This window comes from Pseudoalteromonas pernae (assembly GCF_039831865.1).
Lineage (GTDB): Bacteria > Pseudomonadota > Gammaproteobacteria > Enterobacterales > Alteromonadaceae > Pseudoalteromonas > Pseudoalteromonas pernae.
In genome coordinates, this window is record NZ_JBDODM010000001.1 from 386,971 (window position 1) to 402,594 (window position 15,624).

At 43.6% G+C, this 15,624-nt stretch carries 17 protein-coding genes and 2 tRNA genes; 7 read left to right on the plus strand and 12 right to left on the minus strand.

The window, feature by feature from the left end:
• Window positions 1-214 precede the first annotated feature (214 nt).
• From V1358_RS01670 to V1358_RS01715, 10 genes are all read right to left on the minus strand, one after another.
• Window positions 215-439 carry a DUF2835 domain-containing protein gene (locus tag V1358_RS01670; RefSeq protein WP_347389276.1) on the minus strand — a complete coding sequence of 75 codons (225 nt, stop codon included), beginning with the start codon at window positions 437-439 and terminating at the stop codon, window positions 215-217.
• The gene (pepN, locus tag V1358_RS01675; RefSeq protein WP_347392383.1) at window positions 439-3,054 is read right to left on the minus strand and encodes an aminopeptidase N; all 2,616 of its coding nucleotides are present in this window, start codon (window positions 3,052-3,054) and stop codon (window positions 439-441) included. The genes V1358_RS01670 and pepN overlap by 1 nt, the downstream gene beginning before the upstream one ends.
• A gap of 51 nt (window positions 3,055-3,105) precedes the next feature.
• Window positions 3,106-4,581, minus strand: a complete 1,476-nt coding sequence (nhaC, locus tag V1358_RS01680) for a Na+/H+ antiporter NhaC (RefSeq protein ID WP_347392384.1) — start codon at window positions 4,579-4,581, stop codon at window positions 3,106-3,108.
• Window positions 4,582-4,723: 142 nt separating this feature from the next.
• Window positions 4,724-6,754, minus strand: a complete 2,031-nt coding sequence (prc, locus tag V1358_RS01685) for a carboxy terminal-processing peptidase (RefSeq protein ID WP_347392385.1) — start codon at window positions 6,752-6,754, stop codon at window positions 4,724-4,726.
• A 15-nt stretch (window positions 6,755-6,769) separates the two neighbouring features.
• Complete coding sequence (gene proQ, locus V1358_RS01690) at window positions 6,770-7,414, minus strand: RNA chaperone ProQ (protein WP_347389272.1); 645 nt, start codon at window positions 7,412-7,414, stop codon at window positions 6,770-6,772.
• 14 nt (window positions 7,415-7,428) lie between these two features.
• The gene (locus V1358_RS01695) at window positions 7,429-7,707 is read right to left on the minus strand and encodes a hypothetical protein (protein ID WP_347389271.1); all 279 of its coding nucleotides are present in this window, start codon (window positions 7,705-7,707) and stop codon (window positions 7,429-7,431) included.
• The gene (msrC, locus tag V1358_RS01700; RefSeq protein WP_347392386.1) at window positions 7,704-8,165 is read right to left on the minus strand and encodes a free L-methionine (R)-S-oxide reductase MsrC; all 462 of its coding nucleotides are present in this window, start codon (window positions 8,163-8,165) and stop codon (window positions 7,704-7,706) included. Before msrC ends, V1358_RS01695 begins: the two co-directional genes overlap by 4 nt.
• Window positions 8,166-8,306: 141 nt before the next feature.
• Window positions 8,307-8,693 (minus strand): hypothetical protein, encoded by a 387-nt coding sequence (locus V1358_RS01705; RefSeq protein ID WP_347389269.1) that lies wholly within the window; start codon window positions 8,691-8,693, stop codon window positions 8,307-8,309.
• A 156-nt stretch (window positions 8,694-8,849) separates the two neighbouring features.
• Window positions 8,850-8,940, minus strand: a tRNA-Ser gene (locus tag V1358_RS01710).
• Between the two features lie 43 nt (window positions 8,941-8,983).
• A tRNA-Ser gene (locus V1358_RS01715) sits at window positions 8,984-9,074 on the minus strand.
• Window positions 9,075-9,297: 223 nt separating this feature from the next.
• Here V1358_RS01715 and V1358_RS01720 point away from each other — a divergent pair.
• Genes V1358_RS01720 through V1358_RS01740 form a run of 5 tightly spaced genes read left to right on the plus strand, consistent with a single transcriptional unit; the run spans window position 9,298 to window position 11,322 of the window.
• Window positions 9,298-9,963, plus strand: a complete 666-nt coding sequence (locus V1358_RS01720) for a Bax inhibitor-1/YccA family protein (RefSeq protein WP_347389268.1) — start codon at window positions 9,298-9,300, stop codon at window positions 9,961-9,963.
• Between the two features lie 57 nt (window positions 9,964-10,020).
• Window positions 10,021-10,374, plus strand: coding sequence for a sulfurtransferase complex subunit TusD (tusD, locus tag V1358_RS01725; protein ID WP_347389267.1), 354 nt, complete (start codon window positions 10,021-10,023; stop codon window positions 10,372-10,374).
• Window positions 10,371-10,727, plus strand: coding sequence for a sulfurtransferase complex subunit TusC (gene tusC / locus V1358_RS01730; protein ID WP_347392387.1), 357 nt, complete (start codon window positions 10,371-10,373; stop codon window positions 10,725-10,727). Before tusD ends, tusC begins: the two co-directional genes overlap by 4 nt.
• A gap of 2 nt (window positions 10,728-10,729) precedes the next feature.
• On the plus strand, window positions 10,730-10,993 hold the full coding sequence (locus V1358_RS01735; protein ID WP_347392388.1) for a DsrH/TusB family sulfur relay protein: 264 nt from the start codon (window positions 10,730-10,732) through the stop codon (window positions 10,991-10,993).
• The gene (locus V1358_RS01740; protein WP_347389264.1) at window positions 10,993-11,322 is read left to right on the plus strand and encodes a TusE/DsrC/DsvC family sulfur relay protein; all 330 of its coding nucleotides are present in this window, start codon (window positions 10,993-10,995) and stop codon (window positions 11,320-11,322) included. The genes V1358_RS01735 and V1358_RS01740 overlap by 1 nt, the downstream gene beginning before the upstream one ends.
• A 47-nt stretch (window positions 11,323-11,369) precedes the next feature.
• Here the strand turns inward: V1358_RS01740 and V1358_RS01745 are convergent, their stop codons facing one another.
• Together V1358_RS01745 and V1358_RS01750 are read right to left on the minus strand one after the other, a co-directional pair.
• Entirely contained in the window at window positions 11,370-12,587 is a 1,218-nt protein-coding gene (locus tag V1358_RS01745; RefSeq protein ID WP_440589860.1) for an amidohydrolase family protein, read from the minus strand.
• 11 nt (window positions 12,588-12,598) lie between these two features.
• Entirely contained in the window at window positions 12,599-13,981 is a 1,383-nt protein-coding gene (locus V1358_RS01750) for an amidohydrolase (protein ID WP_347389262.1), read from the minus strand.
• Window positions 13,982-14,380: 399 nt separating this feature from the next.
• On the opposite strand from V1358_RS01750, the gene V1358_RS01755 reads away from it, so the two are divergent.
• Both V1358_RS01755 and V1358_RS01760 read left to right on the plus strand, forming a co-directional pair.
• The gene (locus V1358_RS01755; RefSeq protein WP_347392390.1) at window positions 14,381-14,743 is read left to right on the plus strand and encodes a DUF3718 domain-containing protein; all 363 of its coding nucleotides are present in this window, start codon (window positions 14,381-14,383) and stop codon (window positions 14,741-14,743) included.
• 517 nt (window positions 14,744-15,260) lie between these two features.
• Window positions 15,261-15,620, plus strand: a complete 360-nt coding sequence (locus V1358_RS01760; RefSeq protein ID WP_347389260.1) for a DUF3718 domain-containing protein — start codon at window positions 15,261-15,263, stop codon at window positions 15,618-15,620.
• Window positions 15,621-15,624: the final 4 nt, after the last annotated feature.

Here is a 15,624-nt window from a genome sequence, read left to right on the forward strand (position 1 = left end):
TTTTAGATCAAGTTATTGTTTTTAGTGTAGTCTTGTACATAAGAAAGGATACGCTAAATTTACAAACAGTCTACATTAAAGCCCTGATTGTCGCGTCAAATTTCCTTTCTATGCGCTAATGGTATGACATCCTACCACTATTTTTATACATGACAATAACGTTCGCGACAAATGCAATTTACATCTTCGCTAATTACGTAAAAATTATGGCGAGTTAAATTCGTTCCAAACTCACGAATTTATTATTGTCATCGAGTGCCAATCTAAATCGCCCACGAATACCGATACTCGACATATAAGGCAATATCTTTGCGGCGGGAAAGCGGATCGTCAGACCCGTATCATCAATTACTTGAATGGCAGTAACTCGGCCTTTGTAATAGGCCAAGCACTGCTCATGGGTTAAGTACAAACTAAAATAAAAATACTGAACATTCATCAAGCTAATGCTTTGTCTACTTTTTCAAACAAGTCTTTACTTAAATTTGGTAATGACTGCAGGCGTTTTAATTGCGCCACCATCATTTTTTGCCTGTTAGTATCATAACGCTTCCAAGCTAACAACGGCGTGATAAGTCGCGACGCAGTTTGCGGGTTGATGTCGTTCAACTTAATCAACGCATCGCCTAGCACTTGATACCCTGCACCACTGTGATGATGAAATACGAGTGGGTTACTCATCGTCAAAGGACCTAATAGCGCGCGAACACGATTGGGGTTGTTCCAGCTAAAGTGAGCATGCTCATACAACTCTGTGATAGCATTAAGTGCGCCATCCCCCTGCCTCAACGCCTGCAAGTTAAACCACTTGTCCATAACAAGCACATCGTCTTGCCAACGCTTCTCAAATGCATTTAATTGCACCAGTGCTTCGCTGTGTTGTGCGCTCACCATGGCTTTAAGCGCACCTAATGCCGTTGTCATTGAGCCTGTCTGTGCTTGTGAGACCATGTAATCGCTAGCCGTATTGACTTTAGCAAGGTAGTACATAGAAGCATTCAAGAGCGCCCGAATAGCCGCACTTTGATGGTTTTGTTGCTTATCGTCCACAAAGGTCTCAATAACCTGTATTAGCGCTTTCTCTAGGGATGTTGCTATTTGTATCTCAAAGGACTGAGTAACCTTGATTAGGTCATCCATCGGAATGTGTGTAAAACTCGCGCTTAACGTATCGAAGCTTGGTAGAGTAAGAAGCTCTGCTACAAGGGCAAGGTCTTGCTCCTGCCCCTCTAAGGTGCTCTTGACTATGCTCTGTAGAGTCTCAATGACACTCGCTGGTAAAATCGGTTCACTACTTTGGTTTGTTATCGCTTCAACCACACATTGGGTCAACGCGCTTTGTTGTGCGTCCCAGCGACTAAACTCACTGCTGGCGTGCTTAACGATATGCAACTGTTCTGATAAAGGCTGATCAAACTCAACCTTAACCGGCGCCGAAAAGTCTTCAAAAACCACTGCCACAGGCTTAGTGACGATCCCTTCAAAAGTAAAAGTTTGAGTGGACTCGCTTAACTGCAATACTTTTGAGGCTGGCTGGCCATCAATAATAAGCGACAAAGGTTCGCCTTGATCGTTGAGCAATTCAATGACAACGGGAATAACTAGATTCTCTTTGTTGGTTTGGTCGCCGCTTGGCGTATGCACCTGTGTTAACGTCAAAGAGTATGTCTGCGCTTCACTGTTGTACTTTTGTGCAACTTGCACCACTGGTGTACCTGATTGACTGTACCATTTAGCAAAGTGCGTTAAATCAACTGCGTTGGCATCAGCCATCGCGCTGACAAAATCGTCACAGGTTACGGCTTGGCCATCATGACGCTCAAAATAAAGTTTCATACCCAGTTGGAAGCCTTCTTCCCCTAGTAGGGTATGCAACATACGAATGACTTCGGCCCCTTTGTCATACACAGTTACTGTGTAGAAGTTATTCATTTCTATCACTTTTTCTGGGCGTATTGGGTGCGCCATAGGTCCTGCATCTTCGGCAAATTGATGGGTACGCATCACCTTGACTGCGTCAATGCGGTTCAATGCGCGCGAACCTAGGTCACTGCTGAATTCTTGATCTCTAAAAACCGTCAGCCCTTCTTTGAGTGAGAGCTGGAACCAGTCACGACAAGTGACACGATTACCAGTCCAGTTATGGAAATATTCATGTCCGACAATTGATTCGATAAGATGAAAATCTCGGTCAGTCGAGGTTTCTGCATTAGCCAATACGCACTTGGAATTAAAGATATTCAAGCCTTTATTTTCCATCGCCCCCATGTTGAAGAAGTCAACAGCGACTATCATGTACACATCAAGGTCGTACTCTAAATTGAAGCGCTCTTCATCCCACTTCATCGCGTTAATTAACGATGCCATTGCATGTGGGGCTTTAGATAAATTGCCTTTATCTACATACAATTCTAAAGCGACTTTACGACCAGACATGGTCATGTATTGGTCGCGCAGAACATCAAAATCCCCCGCAACCAATGCGAACAAGTAACTTGGCTTTTTAAATGGATCTTCCCAAACGGCATAATGCTTACCACCGCCTAGCTCACCTTGTTCAATCTTGTTACCGTTCGACAGTAAATGAGGAAATTGCGCTTTGTCTGCAACAATCGTCACGGTATAGCTTGCCATCACATCAGGACGGTCTAGAAAATAGGTGATCTTTCTAAAGCCTTGAGCCTCGCACTGGGTGCAATAGGCTCCATCAGATAAATAAAGGCCTTCTAAAGAGGTGTTTGTCTGGGGTGAGCAGTGGGTCGTAATTTCTAATTCGAACGGCTCATTAGGTAAATCACTAATGATAAGTTGCTGAGCAACCTCTTTATAAGCGAGATGTTGTTGACCATTAATTACAACGCTCTGTAATTCTAAATTAATGCCATCTAGCACCAACTGGTCACTAGGATTTTGCTGATTGGCAACGACCTGTGAGCGAGCCACCACTTTAGTGTTTAAAGGGGCCAGTTCGATATACAGCGCCACTGAGTCGATAAAGAATGACGGTGGTAGATAGTCGCTTAAATATTGCGCTTGTGGCTGGTTGGAGTTCATAAACTTACAGTCTCCTGAGATAGCAAGGGCATCGAATGATGCCCTTAAAAATTAATCGCTTTGTTTTGCCTGAACTTCTGGCTGAAGGTGTTTAGGCTCTATGCGTAGAATTTTAATTCCCAAGTAGGCGTAAATAACGGCCAAGATTGGGTTAATTAAATTAAAGAACGCGTAAATAGCATAATCAAATGGATTGATGAGCAAAACGCTTTGCATATAAGCACCACAGGTATTCCATGGGATGAGTGGACTTGTTATGGTGCCGCCGTCTTCCAGCGTACGAGAAAGATTGACCGGCTTTAAGCCACGCTTTTTATATTCTTCTTTAAACATACGCCCAGGGACGACGATAGCAATGTATTGGTCCGCGGCAACAAGGTTAGTACCAATACAGGTGCCTATGGTTGCAGCAATTAATGAGCCTGTCGACTTCGCTACTTTCAAAATGCTGCGCACGAATACATCGAGTAAACCAGTTTTTTCCATGATCGCGCCAAACATAAGCGCCATCATGATCAACCAGGTGGTATTTAACATGCCAGACATACCACCACCAGAGAGCAAGTCATCCATTTTGGCATCACCCGTAGTGATGTTGAAACCGTCGAAGAACGTTGCCCACACTAATTTAAAGTAGCCAATTAGCTGGCCTTGTGACATATCAACTTGAGTCGCGAGTAAATCGGTTTGGAAGATTAGAGCCCAAACAGCACCTAGTACAGCACCAATCGATATTGCTGGGAACGCGGGCATTTTGCGAATAGCGAGGGTCAACAGCACGAATAGAGGCACAAGGTTGAAGATACTGATATTAAAATTTTGCTCCAATAAGGCAACCATGTTGTCGATACTAGTTGCATCACTGCTCACCTCGGCATTGAACCCCATGAAAATAAAAATGATCACGGCAATGACGAAACTCGGCACAGTTGTCCATAACATATGGTGGATATGAGCAAACAAATCTGCACCAGCGACCGCAGGCGCAAGGTTGGTGGTTTCTGACAATGGACTCAGTTTATCGCCGAAATACGCACCCGAAATAACTGCACCAGCCGTGACAACAGGGTCTAATGACAGACCGTTCGCTACCCCTAATAAAGCAACACCAATTGTGGCTGCAGTAGTCCACGAACTACCGATACTCATTGCCACAACACCACAGATGATACAGCTGGCGGCGTAGAACCAATGAGGGTTAATTATTTGTAGACCGTAGTAGATCAACGTAGGAACCGTGCCTGATAGCAACCAAGTACCAATCAAGGCGCCAACCATCAACAAAATGAGTATTGCCCCAAGGGAGATGGTGATCCCTTTGATCATGGCTTCTTCAAGGGTCTTCCATGTGAAGCCATTTTTTAGGCCAATTAAGGCTGCCGTGAAGGTAGCAAATAGTAATGCAATTTGGTTTGGACCCGATGATGAATTGTCACCATACAGATACACTGCGGCTCCCAATAGACAGATCAACACTGTGATTGGGATCATCGCATCGATAAATTTAGCTTGTTTTGTTGTTGTCAAAATGACTCTCCTGCCCTTGCTAATTACACAACGCTGCAAGGGTTATTTTTATTATCCTGCAAAGATTACCAGAGCCGAGGAGATTTAACAGCGTTTAAACGACAAAAAGGGCGCATAAAGCGCCCTTTTCTCAAGTATTTGATTACTTATTATTCTTAGCTAATCGACCATATTTAATGTAATCCTGAGTGATCAGCGCAGCTTCTTCCAAAAATGGGTCGAAGTCCTCTAACACCTCAGGTGCATCATCTACACTCTCGACAGGCTCTAACCCAAGACGTGCAAGGCGCTCGTTGGTACGTTTCAATGCTAATGCCTCAAGCTCGTCCTTTTTCGCTAATCTGTCTTTTTCGTTGAGTGAAATATATTGACGGTCTTTCTCTTCTTGATACGTTTTGATGTCTTGCATCACGTAACTAAATTCAGGTTCAGTCGCCACGCGTTTGTCGTGCACCTTGTTCAAATAACTAATAGTGTCATTTAAACTGTCCACAGTCGCGTATTTTGCGCGAGGAATGCTGTCCCAAGGTAATGCATTATCCTCTTGGCTTTCACCCCACTCTGCTGGGTCGATTGGCGTAGGGAGTTTGATATCAGGGATTACGCCTTTGTGCTGTGTACTGCCACCGTCAATACGGTAAAACTTAGCAATGGTATACTGAACACTTCCTAGCTTGTTGTCGTACAAGTCATAATTACGACCTAAGCCACGATGTTGTTGCACTGTGCCTTTGCCAAAGGTTTGTTCACCGACGATCACTGCGCGACCATAATCTTGCATCGCTGCTGCGAAAATTTCTGAGGCAGATGCACTGTATCTGTCAACGAGCACAGTTAAAGGACCATCGTAATAAGTGACTCCGTCACTGTCTTTTTGCTCTTGCACATCGCCGCTCAGGGTGTGGATTTGCACGATTGGACCTTGGTCGATAAACAAGCCCGACAGTTGATTTGCTTCATATAGCGAACCACCGCCATTTTGGCGTAAGTCAATGATAATGCCATCAACCTTTTGTGCTTTTAACTTAACTAACTCAGCTTTGACGTCTTCCGATAAATTGTTGTAAAAGCCGGGAATTTCGATGACGCCAATCTTGCTCGTTAGGTCTGAGTACTGGGCTTCAAATACGCTGGATTTAGCTGCGCGGTCTTCCAAACGCACTTTGTCACGTGTGATTTCAACGATTTTCGGGCTACCGTGGTCATCTTTACCTTTAAGATACTGCAAGCGAACGATGGTGCCTTTTGGGCCTTTGATTAAATCAACCACATCATCTAGGCGCCAACCGATCACATCAACAAAGTCATCATCACCCTGCGCCACGCCGATAATGCGGTCCTCAGGTTTGATTGTAGCGGTTTTGTCCGCAGGTCCACCTGGAACCAGCGAGCGAATCACAGTGTAGTCTTCATCGTAGGTCAATACCGCACCGATACCTTCTAATTCAAGATCCATATCCATCTTGAATTGTTCCGCTCGGCGTGGCGATAAATATGAAGTATGTGCTTCTATAGAACGCGCAAAGGCATTCATAATAATTTGGAAAGCGTCTTCGCTTTTGGTTTGTACCAAGCGCTTTAATGTGTAGGTATAACGCTTTTCGAGTACTTCTTTAATGCCGTCCCAATCTTTACCGGCTAGCTTTAATCGCAATGCGTCATATTTTACTTTCTGACGCCAAAGTTCATTTAGCTCAGCCTCGGTCGAAGCGTACGGCGCGTCTTCACGTTCAAAGAAATATTTATCATCCGTTGTAAAGTCGAATGGCTTATCAAGCAAAGACAAAGAATATTGGTAACGTTCAAAACGACGCTTCATGCTCAAATTAAATAAATCATAAGCAAAGTCGAGTTTGCCTGATTTCAGCGCGTTGTCGAACTTATCACGGTATTGCTCAAACTGAGCCACATCAGATGCAAGGAAAATACTGCGATTGTAATCAAGCGATTCGACGTAACGATCAAACATTTGATCAGAGAGTTCATCGTTAAATCGAATCGGCTTGTAATGTGCACGGGTAAAGAGGTTTGTCACTCGCTTACTTGCCGTACTGTGTTGCGACTCTTGATGCAACGTTGGCAAATCTGCAATGGTTACCTTATCTAATGATGCTAAGGCAGGCGCTGCAACTAATGCTGCAACAAGGGGAATGAGTGAAAACGTCTTACTCATGCACAACTCCTTTTTTTAAACTAGATACAAGCTGTCTGCTTTAGTTTTAACTTGCATACCAGTCACTAGCTCAACATGAATGTCTTCTTTGTTGACTTCAGTGATAGTACCGTTAACAAGCGCTTGACCTAATTTTACTTTAACTTTGGTATTAGCCTTGACCTGTTCGCTTGGTAAAGGTTCAACTTTATTACTGCGACGTGGTTGTTCTACAGGTGCTTTTTTGACTTTAGCGCCTTTTACTCCAGGTTTACCACTTCCCTGAGGACGTTTTTTGTAACCCTTTGTGTCACCGTCTTTTGGACCACGAGTTGGCTTTTTACGCTTTGCCATTTTCGCACGGCTTTGTTCAAGTGCAGTTTGCGCATGATCAATGTGCTCTTGCTCAACTTTTTCTGCTTGATTGCCGTCGAGGTCAACGCGGAATTCGTTTTTAACCACCGCTTCAAGATAGCGCCAGTTAGATGTGTATTTACGAAGAGCTTGGCGCACTTGCGTTTTGCTGACTTTTTCATTGCCTTCAATACGCTCAGCGATATCTTTAAAGATACCTACTTTAAGTGGCTTTATGCCGTCTTTTTGTTTAAAGCAATTGGGGAATTCTTCGTAAAGAAACGCCAATACTTCGTTTATGTCTTTTAGCTTGTCTGTGGTTTCCATTTCTAAACCTTAATTTACATCTGCTCGTCTTGAGCTGAGTCGATATAGTGTTCAACCCAGTCTAGTAACTCATCGAGTTCAGCATCAATCAATGCCAAATCACCCCGAAGATGTTCCCAAATACCGGTGATGATACTGTCGATTTGATCACAGCCGAGATCATCAGGAAGGCGCTCCCAAGCATGATGTATGAGTTCATTAAGTCGCTCACACACCAATTCTTCTTCCCCTTCCCAATCACCTACATCTGTAATCGAAAATAAGTAATCCTGAACGCTTAGTAGATCTTTCATGCGATGTGCTTTTCTAAACAACGAACAAGGTGCTCTAGGCCCGCTTGGTCCAGCTCGTCAAATCGGTTCAAACTCGGGCTATCAATATCTAAAACACCGATAGCCTCACCATTTCTCTTCACGACAACAACGATTTCCGAATTTGATGCAGCATCACAAGCAATATGACCTGGAAATGCATGTACATCAGAAACAAGTTGAGTTTGATCAAGAGCTAGCGCAGTTCCGCAAACGCCCTTACCAACTTCAATTCGAACACAAGCAGGCTTACCTTGGAATGGACCAAGCACTAACTGCTGTGGAGATTCCAATAAATAAAATCCAGCCCAGTTGATGTCTTCTAAGGACATGTATAACAAGGCACTGATGTTCGCTAAGTTAGCAATTAAATTGGGCTCACCGGAAATAAGCGCGTCGGCCTGTTCCGTCAAAGAGCGATAAAAATCTTCTTTGCTCATCAAATACTACTTCACATAGAATACGCAGTGTTTAAGGTACTCTTTGTGGCGCGCAAATGAAACCTTTTATCAAGAAAAAATTGATGGGATTACATTAAATTGAGCTGGTTGCTTAAAATTAATCCAGCTCTGTTAACATCTCTACGCGTGTTCGGGACTATTTCGTCTTAAACCGTACAAAAACAACCCGCTACCTAAGGCTGCCATCACGGCATTAACTACCAACAAAAAACCAGCCCCAGCACCAAAGGCGTAGCTGAATAAAGCACCACCGAGCATACCGAGGGTTAATACACCACTGTAATGGACTTTATTGTGCTTATACATGAGTAGGTATCCGGGAACCACAAACACGGCCATGGATAAGCCAACGATATGAGCGTTGGCGATGGCCGACAAAAGAACGCTGAAGAAAATTTGCGAGCCATTACTTTGCGCACCTAGTGCGTAATAAATGCCGAGCGTTAGACCGACAATAATTGGGGCAAGTAAAGAATAAAAGACTGCTTTTGCTAAACGATGTTTCATGACTTATTTATTTTTAGTTATATCCGTATCCAGCGTCGCAGAAAAAGCGGGCACTGCCAACAGATACCTTAGTCGAATAGCAAATTTATGGATAGGCGCAAGCGCTACTTTATTCGGGATGTAAAAAAGGCCGCTAATTTAGCGGCCTTTTCTATGTGGCGGAGAGATAGGGATTTGAACCCTAGATACGCTATTAACGTATGCCGGTTTTCAAGACCGGTGCTTTCAACCGCTCAGCCATCTCTCCAATGCGGTTACCCAGATGACATAATCACCTAAGTTTAATTTAGTGGCGGAGAGATAGGGATTTGAACCCTAGATACGCTATTAACGTATGCCGGTTTTCAAGACCGGTGCTTTCAACCACTCAGCCATCTCTCCGCAGCGGTGCGAATATTAGATAAATGAATTGCGTTTGTGAAGTGTTATTTTGATTTTTTTGTTTAAACGCCTAATTTTTGACTGTTTTGTTTAAATTAAGATCGATTTAGCGCAATAACAGCGTATTGAATCGTAAAGGTTTGCCCATATTTAATAGACTTGATAGTCTTGAACTTAGATGCAAAGTGCATCTGGGGATTGATTAATATTAAGGAGTTTAACAATGGCGTTTAATAACTCGTACAGCACGGCTCAGCCGGTGATGTCGACCATTGAGACAAATAAGGTTTTAAAGAACACTTACTTTTTACTCGCGATGACATTGGCATTCAGTGCAGTTACTGCGGGTATTTCTATGGCGCTTAACCCTCCGTATTTCACGGGTATCGTATGTTCACTGATCGCTTTGGCGATGTTGTTCATCATTAATAAGAAAGCTGAGAGTGCCACTGGTGTACTGTTAGTCTTTGCCTTTACTGGTGTGTTAGGTTTTGGCCTTGGTCCTATGCTTAACCACTACGCAGCAATGGAAAACGGCCCAATGCTTATTATGCAAGCGCTTGGCTCCACTGCCCTTATCTTCTTTGGTTTGTCAGCGTACGCACTAACAACCAAAAAAGACTTCTCATTTATGGGCGGCTTTTTGGTCGTTGGCCTAATCGCTGTTATCGTGATGAGTATCGTAAACATCTTTATCGGTAGCTCAGTGATGTTTATGGCTCTCAATGCCGCAGTCGTTCTTATTATGTCTGGCCTAATCCTGTTTGATACCAGCCGCATCATCAACGGCGGTGAAACAAACTATGTACGCGCGACAGTGTCACTGTACCTAAACGTGTATAACTTGTTTACTTCATTACTTCACCTTCTCGGTGCAGCAGATGACTAATTAGCAGAATTTGCTAGAATAAGCCCCAACTAATTGGGGCTTTTTTTTGGATGTAATTTGGCTAGTTTTGTACTTTCGTTGCATACTGCAGCTAGCGACACCTGCACACTGCAAGCATTACAGCGCTTCGCACACTCAGCGATAGCAAACGGACATGAACTTAAGTGCATCTTTCTTTATCAAGATGGTGTTTATCATGCCCTGTCTGGTTTTGATATAGCCAGCGACGAATTTAACCCAGCAGACATATGGCAGAGTCTATTTGAACTGAACATACCCGTACATGTTTGTGTAACCGCAGCGAGTAAACGAGGAGTGTCAGTATGCGACAACAGTCAGTTCCTTGTTTCAGGCTTAGCAGAGTTTGCGATGGAAGTCGCTCAAGCAGATAGATGGGTTCAATTCAAATGAAGCATATTCTTATCATTAGCAAGAACTCACCATACACGGGGCAAAGCTTACGTGAATCGCTTGATACCGTCCTAATTTTTGCAGCCATTGACCAAAAGGTCACCTGGTTATTAGAAGGCGACGCAGTGTTTGCCTTAGCGCCAGCACAAGACCCTAAATCGCTACAACACAAAGATTTCACCAAGGCGATTAAAATGCTAGAGATATATGATGTTGATGACGTGTACGTATGCACAAAATCAATCGCTGCAAGAGGACTTAACCAGAGCTCTTTGACGATTGATACCTTGGGCGCTGATTCTGCGCAAAAGCAGGCCTTGTTAAGTCAGGCCGATCATGTGGTAGTATTGTAATCATGAGTATTTTATTTACCCTGAGCCAAGCAGCGACATCAGCATCACAAATACAAGATAAGCTTGCCAATGAAGATGCAATTTTACTACGCGGCGATGCCTGCTATTCATGGCAGTCTTTTAAGCAGTTGCCGGTCACGGTGTATGCACTGCAACAAGATATGGCTGCGCGCGGTTTTGATGGTCCAATTGATGAGGTAACCCTTATTGATGACAACCAGTGGGTCGAGTTAACCCTTCAGTTTTCTACATGCGTGAGTGAATAATGATTGAATTTAACGGTCAACAACTAGCAACTGACAAAGAAGGCTACCTTTTGGATAGTAGCCAATGGACAAAAGAGTTAGCGCCGATTATCGCCGAGGGTGAAAATATCGCCTTGACGGATCCGCACTGGGAAGTGGTGATGTTTGTGCGCGACTTTTACGAAGAATTCGAGACTAGCCCGGCCATACGTATGCTCGTTAAAGCAATGGCAAAAAAGCTAGGCGAAGACAAAGGCAACAGCAAATACCTGTATAAGTTGTTTCCTAAAGGCCCAGCCAAACAAGCGACAAAAATTGCGGGCTTACCTAAACCGGCCCGGTGTATTTAATAACACAAAAAAAGGCGCCATTCGGCGCCTTTTTTTGTGCGTTACAGCTACTTGTTATATGCGCGAGGCATATCAGACTCAGCCATGTAACGATCACGTAGTTTGTCTTGACGAGATTCGGTAGAAACCTCCACACCGTCAATCCACACCTTTTCAAGTTTGGTGCTGTACTCAAACGGATCAGCGCTCCAAAGTACGATGTCGGCTGCTTTACCTACGCTAATAGAACCCGCATCGATATTGAATACATCAGCCACATTGCTACTAATTGCTGCTAGGGCCCCGTCTGGACTCATACCATAAGACACCGCGTTACCCGCGTCATAACGCAACTGATACAAGTTGTGTGCGCTATCACCTGCAATCGTCAGAATAACTTTCACGCCTGCTTTTTCAAGCTTGCCTGGGTTATCTAAACTTGCATGCATTGAGTCAAAACTACCTGGGAGGTTGTCCATCGCGCTGATAATTACAGGCGTATTGCTTGCCGCTAACTCATCCGCAATAAGCACTGCATCTTGAGCGCGAGCAAACACCATATTCAGGTCATATTTCGCTTTAACTTTTAACAGCTCTAGCATGTCTGCTGCACGAGAAACACTGATCAGAAGTGGAATTTCTTTAGCAAAAACGCCATCAAGTATTTCTACTTCAGGCTTTTTAACTTCTTTGTCTTTCTTCTCGCGGTTCTTGTGATCTTCAAGCTTTTGAATCAACTCTTGTAGTGACAGCGCTCGAGAACCTTTGTCTTTAGCTCCAAGGTCAACTACTAACGCCACTTTGCTTTGAGACACACTGTCGAATTCACCGCTAAGCGAAACTACCGACGCTAGACCATCAAAAATACCTTCACTACCACTGGGTACAATTAGATCACGCGTGACCCCACCTTTACGTGCGTATGGGATAAGTGAAGAGCGAGGGTTAAATGCCAAACTTGGATCGAAGGTAATTGATGCTTTTTTATCTGCACCATCACGTGAGTCAGCTACCGCACCCACTTCAACCAAACCAATTTGATTTAGTGAACCGATAAAGCCTGGAGTTAGCACCTTGCCAGACGCGTCAATGGTCACGTCTGCTTGAATTTCTTGTGGATTAATAGCAGCAATTTTGCCGTCTTTAATCACCACTGACGCATTCGTTAAGGTACCCTGCTCCGTTGCAGTGTGTACCGTCGCGTTAGTAATTGCGAGTGTTTGCGCAAATACCGATGAGCTCATCACCAATGCGCTGGCAACAGAGGTTAAAGTAAACAATTTCATCATAATTCTCCTTAACGTTGGCCTAGCATAAAGTCACTTTGAGCTTGGAATTTTTCATCGTTGCGGTCATATACTTTCGCACCGTCTACAAATACCTGCTCAGCTTTTGCATAAACGCTAAAAGGACTGGTGTTCCAAATTACGATGTCTGCTTGTTTGTTTGCTGCAAGGGAACCAGTTTTGTCATCAATACCTAGTGATTTCGCAGCATTTGATGTAATCCACTTGATTGCATGCGCTTCGTTGATATCAAAGCCATTCTCGTTGGCACGATACATTACTTTTGCAGCTTCTTGGTTCAATCGCTGAATGGTTGTATCCGAATCTGAGTGCACAATCGCACAAGAGTTCTTCACAGCATCCACGATAGCTACATTTTCTTGCACCATGTCGTAGGCTTCCATTTTAAAGCCCCACCAATCAGGCCAAAGTGCCGCACAGTTACCGTTTTCACCTAGCATATCTGCAATTTTGTATGCTTCAATACCGTGATGGAACGTGCCTGCGTGATAACCAAACTCTTTAGATAAGTCGATCATCATCGCCATTTCTTCTGCTTTGTAACAGTGGTTGTGGATTAGAATTTCACCATCTAGGACGCCTCGCAAAGTATCCAGCATTAAGTCACGCTCTGGCGCATCAACGTTTTTACCTGCCGCATAGTTTGCATCGTATTGTTCCCAAGCACGCTTGTACTCGGTTGCATCAATCCACGCATTACGATAGCCAGCCATGTTACCCATTCGTGTTGAAGGCAATACACCTTTACTGCCATATACACGCTTAGGGTTTTCGCCACACGCCATTTTTAGGCCGTATGGTGCATCAGGAAACTTCATCGCCTGCATCGTATGTGCTGGGACATTTTTTAATGTCACACCGCGACCACCAATAAGGTTTGCTGAACCAGGTAAGATTTGCAGCGTTGTAATACCGCCTTCACGGGCGCGGTTAAAACCAGGGTCTTGAGGCCATACTGAGTGCTCAACCCATACTTCTGCTGTTACTGGGCTGGTCATTTCGTTGCCGTCTTGGTGCGAGGCGACAGAAGGATTTGGGTATGCGCCCAAGTGCGAATGTACGTCGATAATACCCGGTGTGATCCACTTGCCTTGCGCGTCGATAGTTACGTCAGCGCTGACTTGTAAGTCTTGACCCACTTGCTGAATTTTACCATCAACAACATACACGTCTCCGTTGTCGATACGTTCACCGTCACCTGTTAGCACAGTGGCATTTGTAAACAGAGTGGACTGTCTCGGTAGCGGTTGGTAAGTACTTGGATAGGGATTTTTTTTAATTTTTATGTGTTCGCCTTGAGGGCCTTCTTGTTGGCACCCCGCCAGCGCAATAGCTAATGCCACTACGCTCAGGCTTGATGTTGTTTTTAGCATTGTTTGCATCACTCCTTTTTTTGCCTACTTTAGCGAATCCAAATAACAATTGCGATGAAAATAGGTTAATACACGGTAAATCAGGATTAACGGGGACAACACCCGATTACAAAGAAAAATTGGTAACATTTGGAGCCAATTTCGACGCAAATGTTATCAAAAAATTCAATATCAAGCGCCATGAGTGGGTACAAGACGAACAAAGCAAAATATTTAGCCCTAATTTTGGGTATTTATGTGAACGTATCAAGATTAATTACTGAGCAAAAATAGCAGCTTGAATAAGTATGTTCACAATTGAAATACCTTCTTACATTTAGAATTATTCCATTCATTCAATAACAACAATTAGCGTACATACTTATTCAGCACCCAACGCACCGTAAAGGAGAATACCCCATGAAACGCACAACTCTGTTAGGCTCTGCTGGCGCAGTATTACTAGGCGCTTTATCTATGAGTGCATCAGCACAGTCCAAATTTATTGCTGCGGATGATTCTATTGGCACACAACTTTGTATGGCAATCACAAAAGACAGTCCTCACACGTTAAGAAATGAAATGAAAGACAACCATGTGAGAAAAACTGTTGTGGTAAATAAATTACAATGCAACGACCTAACTGTTCGTCAGTTTGCTAGCCTCTATGGCTTTGACCGCAGTTTGAAAGGGTTAGGTATGACACCCCTAACTGAAACATCAATCCATGACCTAGCAAAAGTTCATGGTGATAAACTCAATGTAATTACCGGTTCTCACTAAATTACATTGCACACGGCAAATATCGTCCGTAAGAATTCCACGCGGCGCCTAGCCTTAGATGGCACAGGCGCCGCGTACTTATTTGTGACTCCTCACAAAATAAATATACACATTTCTCTTATCAAAAGGCCCGTCCAACAGCTACACCTAAATTAAGCATTGAGGCATACACGTTATAACCCTAACTGGCCAACGCGACGCTGTAGTCCTGAACCAGCGGTATTAAGAACGTGTATTTTTTTACTTTCCTATGTGTAACTAATTAGTCATACCTATACACATACCCACTAAGCATTGGCATCCCGCAACTAATAAGCCACGAAAGACGTAATAAATAAAAAAAACATCTTTTTATTGTAACAAGAAAAAACACGTAAACTTATTAAATAACAATGAGTTAACCACCATTATTTACGTTTGCAATAAGCCCTTACATTACGAATTACTCTGTTCATTCAATGACAGAAAAACTTTCGCATACTTACTTGGCACCCAACGCACCGACAAGGATATAAGTATGAAACGCACAACATTATTAACTTCAGCTGGCGCTCTTCTATTAAGCGGTTTATCTATGCAGGCTTCTGCACAATCAGAATTCGTCGCCGCTGATGGCACTTTAGGCACGCAACTGTGTATGGCTGTAAGCAGTAATAGTCGACATCAGTTAACGAAAATTATGAGTGAAACCGGCGCCAACTCAAAGATTTTCAAAAACAAACTCCAATGTAACAACTTGAGTGTTCGTGAGTTTGCCAGTCTTTACGGATTTGAGCGCAGTTTACAGACCTTACGTATAACGCCTCTAACGCAAACCTCGATTCACGATTTAGCGTTCGTCCACGGCACCAAATTGACAACTGTATCTGGGTCATAAAAAA

Excerpts from the sequence above, each read along its gene's own strand:
- V1358_RS01755 (WP_347392390.1), top strand. The coding sequence starts at position 14,381 with ATGAAACGCACAACTCTGTTAGGCTCTGCTGGCGCAGTATTACTAGGC.
- V1358_RS01720 (WP_347389268.1), top strand. The coding sequence starts at position 9,298 with ATGGCGTTTAATAACTCGTACAGCACGGCTCAGCCGGTGATGTCGACC.
- V1358_RS01745 (WP_440589860.1), bottom strand. The coding sequence starts at position 12,587 with ATGAAATTGTTTACTTTAACCTCTGTTGCCAGCGCATTGGTGATGAGC.
- prc (WP_347392385.1), bottom strand. The coding sequence starts at position 6,754 with ATGAGTAAGACGTTTTCACTCATTCCCCTTGTTGCAGCATTAGTTGCA.
- proQ (WP_347389272.1), bottom strand. The coding sequence starts at position 7,414 with ATGGAAACCACAGACAAGCTAAAAGACATAAACGAAGTATTGGCGTTT.
- V1358_RS01750 (WP_347389262.1), bottom strand. The coding sequence starts at position 13,981 with ATGCTAAAAACAACATCAAGCCTGAGCGTAGTGGCATTAGCTATTGCG.
- V1358_RS01695 (WP_347389271.1), bottom strand. The coding sequence starts at position 7,707 with ATGAAAGATCTACTAAGCGTTCAGGATTACTTATTTTCGATTACAGAT.
- V1358_RS01735 (WP_347392388.1), top strand. The coding sequence starts at position 10,730 with ATGAGTATTTTATTTACCCTGAGCCAAGCAGCGACATCAGCATCACAA.
- pepN (WP_347392383.1), bottom strand. The coding sequence starts at position 3,054 with ATGAACTCCAACCAGCCACAAGCGCAATATTTAAGCGACTATCTACCA.
- V1358_RS01740 (WP_347389264.1), top strand. The coding sequence starts at position 10,993 with ATGATTGAATTTAACGGTCAACAACTAGCAACTGACAAAGAAGGCTAC.
- V1358_RS01670 (WP_347389276.1), bottom strand. The coding sequence starts at position 439 with ATGAATGTTCAGTATTTTTATTTTAGTTTGTACTTAACCCATGAGCAG.
- msrC (WP_347392386.1), bottom strand. The coding sequence starts at position 8,165 with ATGAGCAAAGAAGATTTTTATCGCTCTTTGACGGAACAGGCCGACGCG.
- V1358_RS01705 (WP_347389269.1), bottom strand. The coding sequence starts at position 8,693 with ATGAAACATCGTTTAGCAAAAGCAGTCTTTTATTCTTTACTTGCCCCA.
- V1358_RS01760 (WP_347389260.1), top strand. The coding sequence starts at position 15,261 with ATGAAACGCACAACATTATTAACTTCAGCTGGCGCTCTTCTATTAAGC.
- tusC (WP_347392387.1), top strand. The coding sequence starts at position 10,371 with ATGAAGCATATTCTTATCATTAGCAAGAACTCACCATACACGGGGCAA.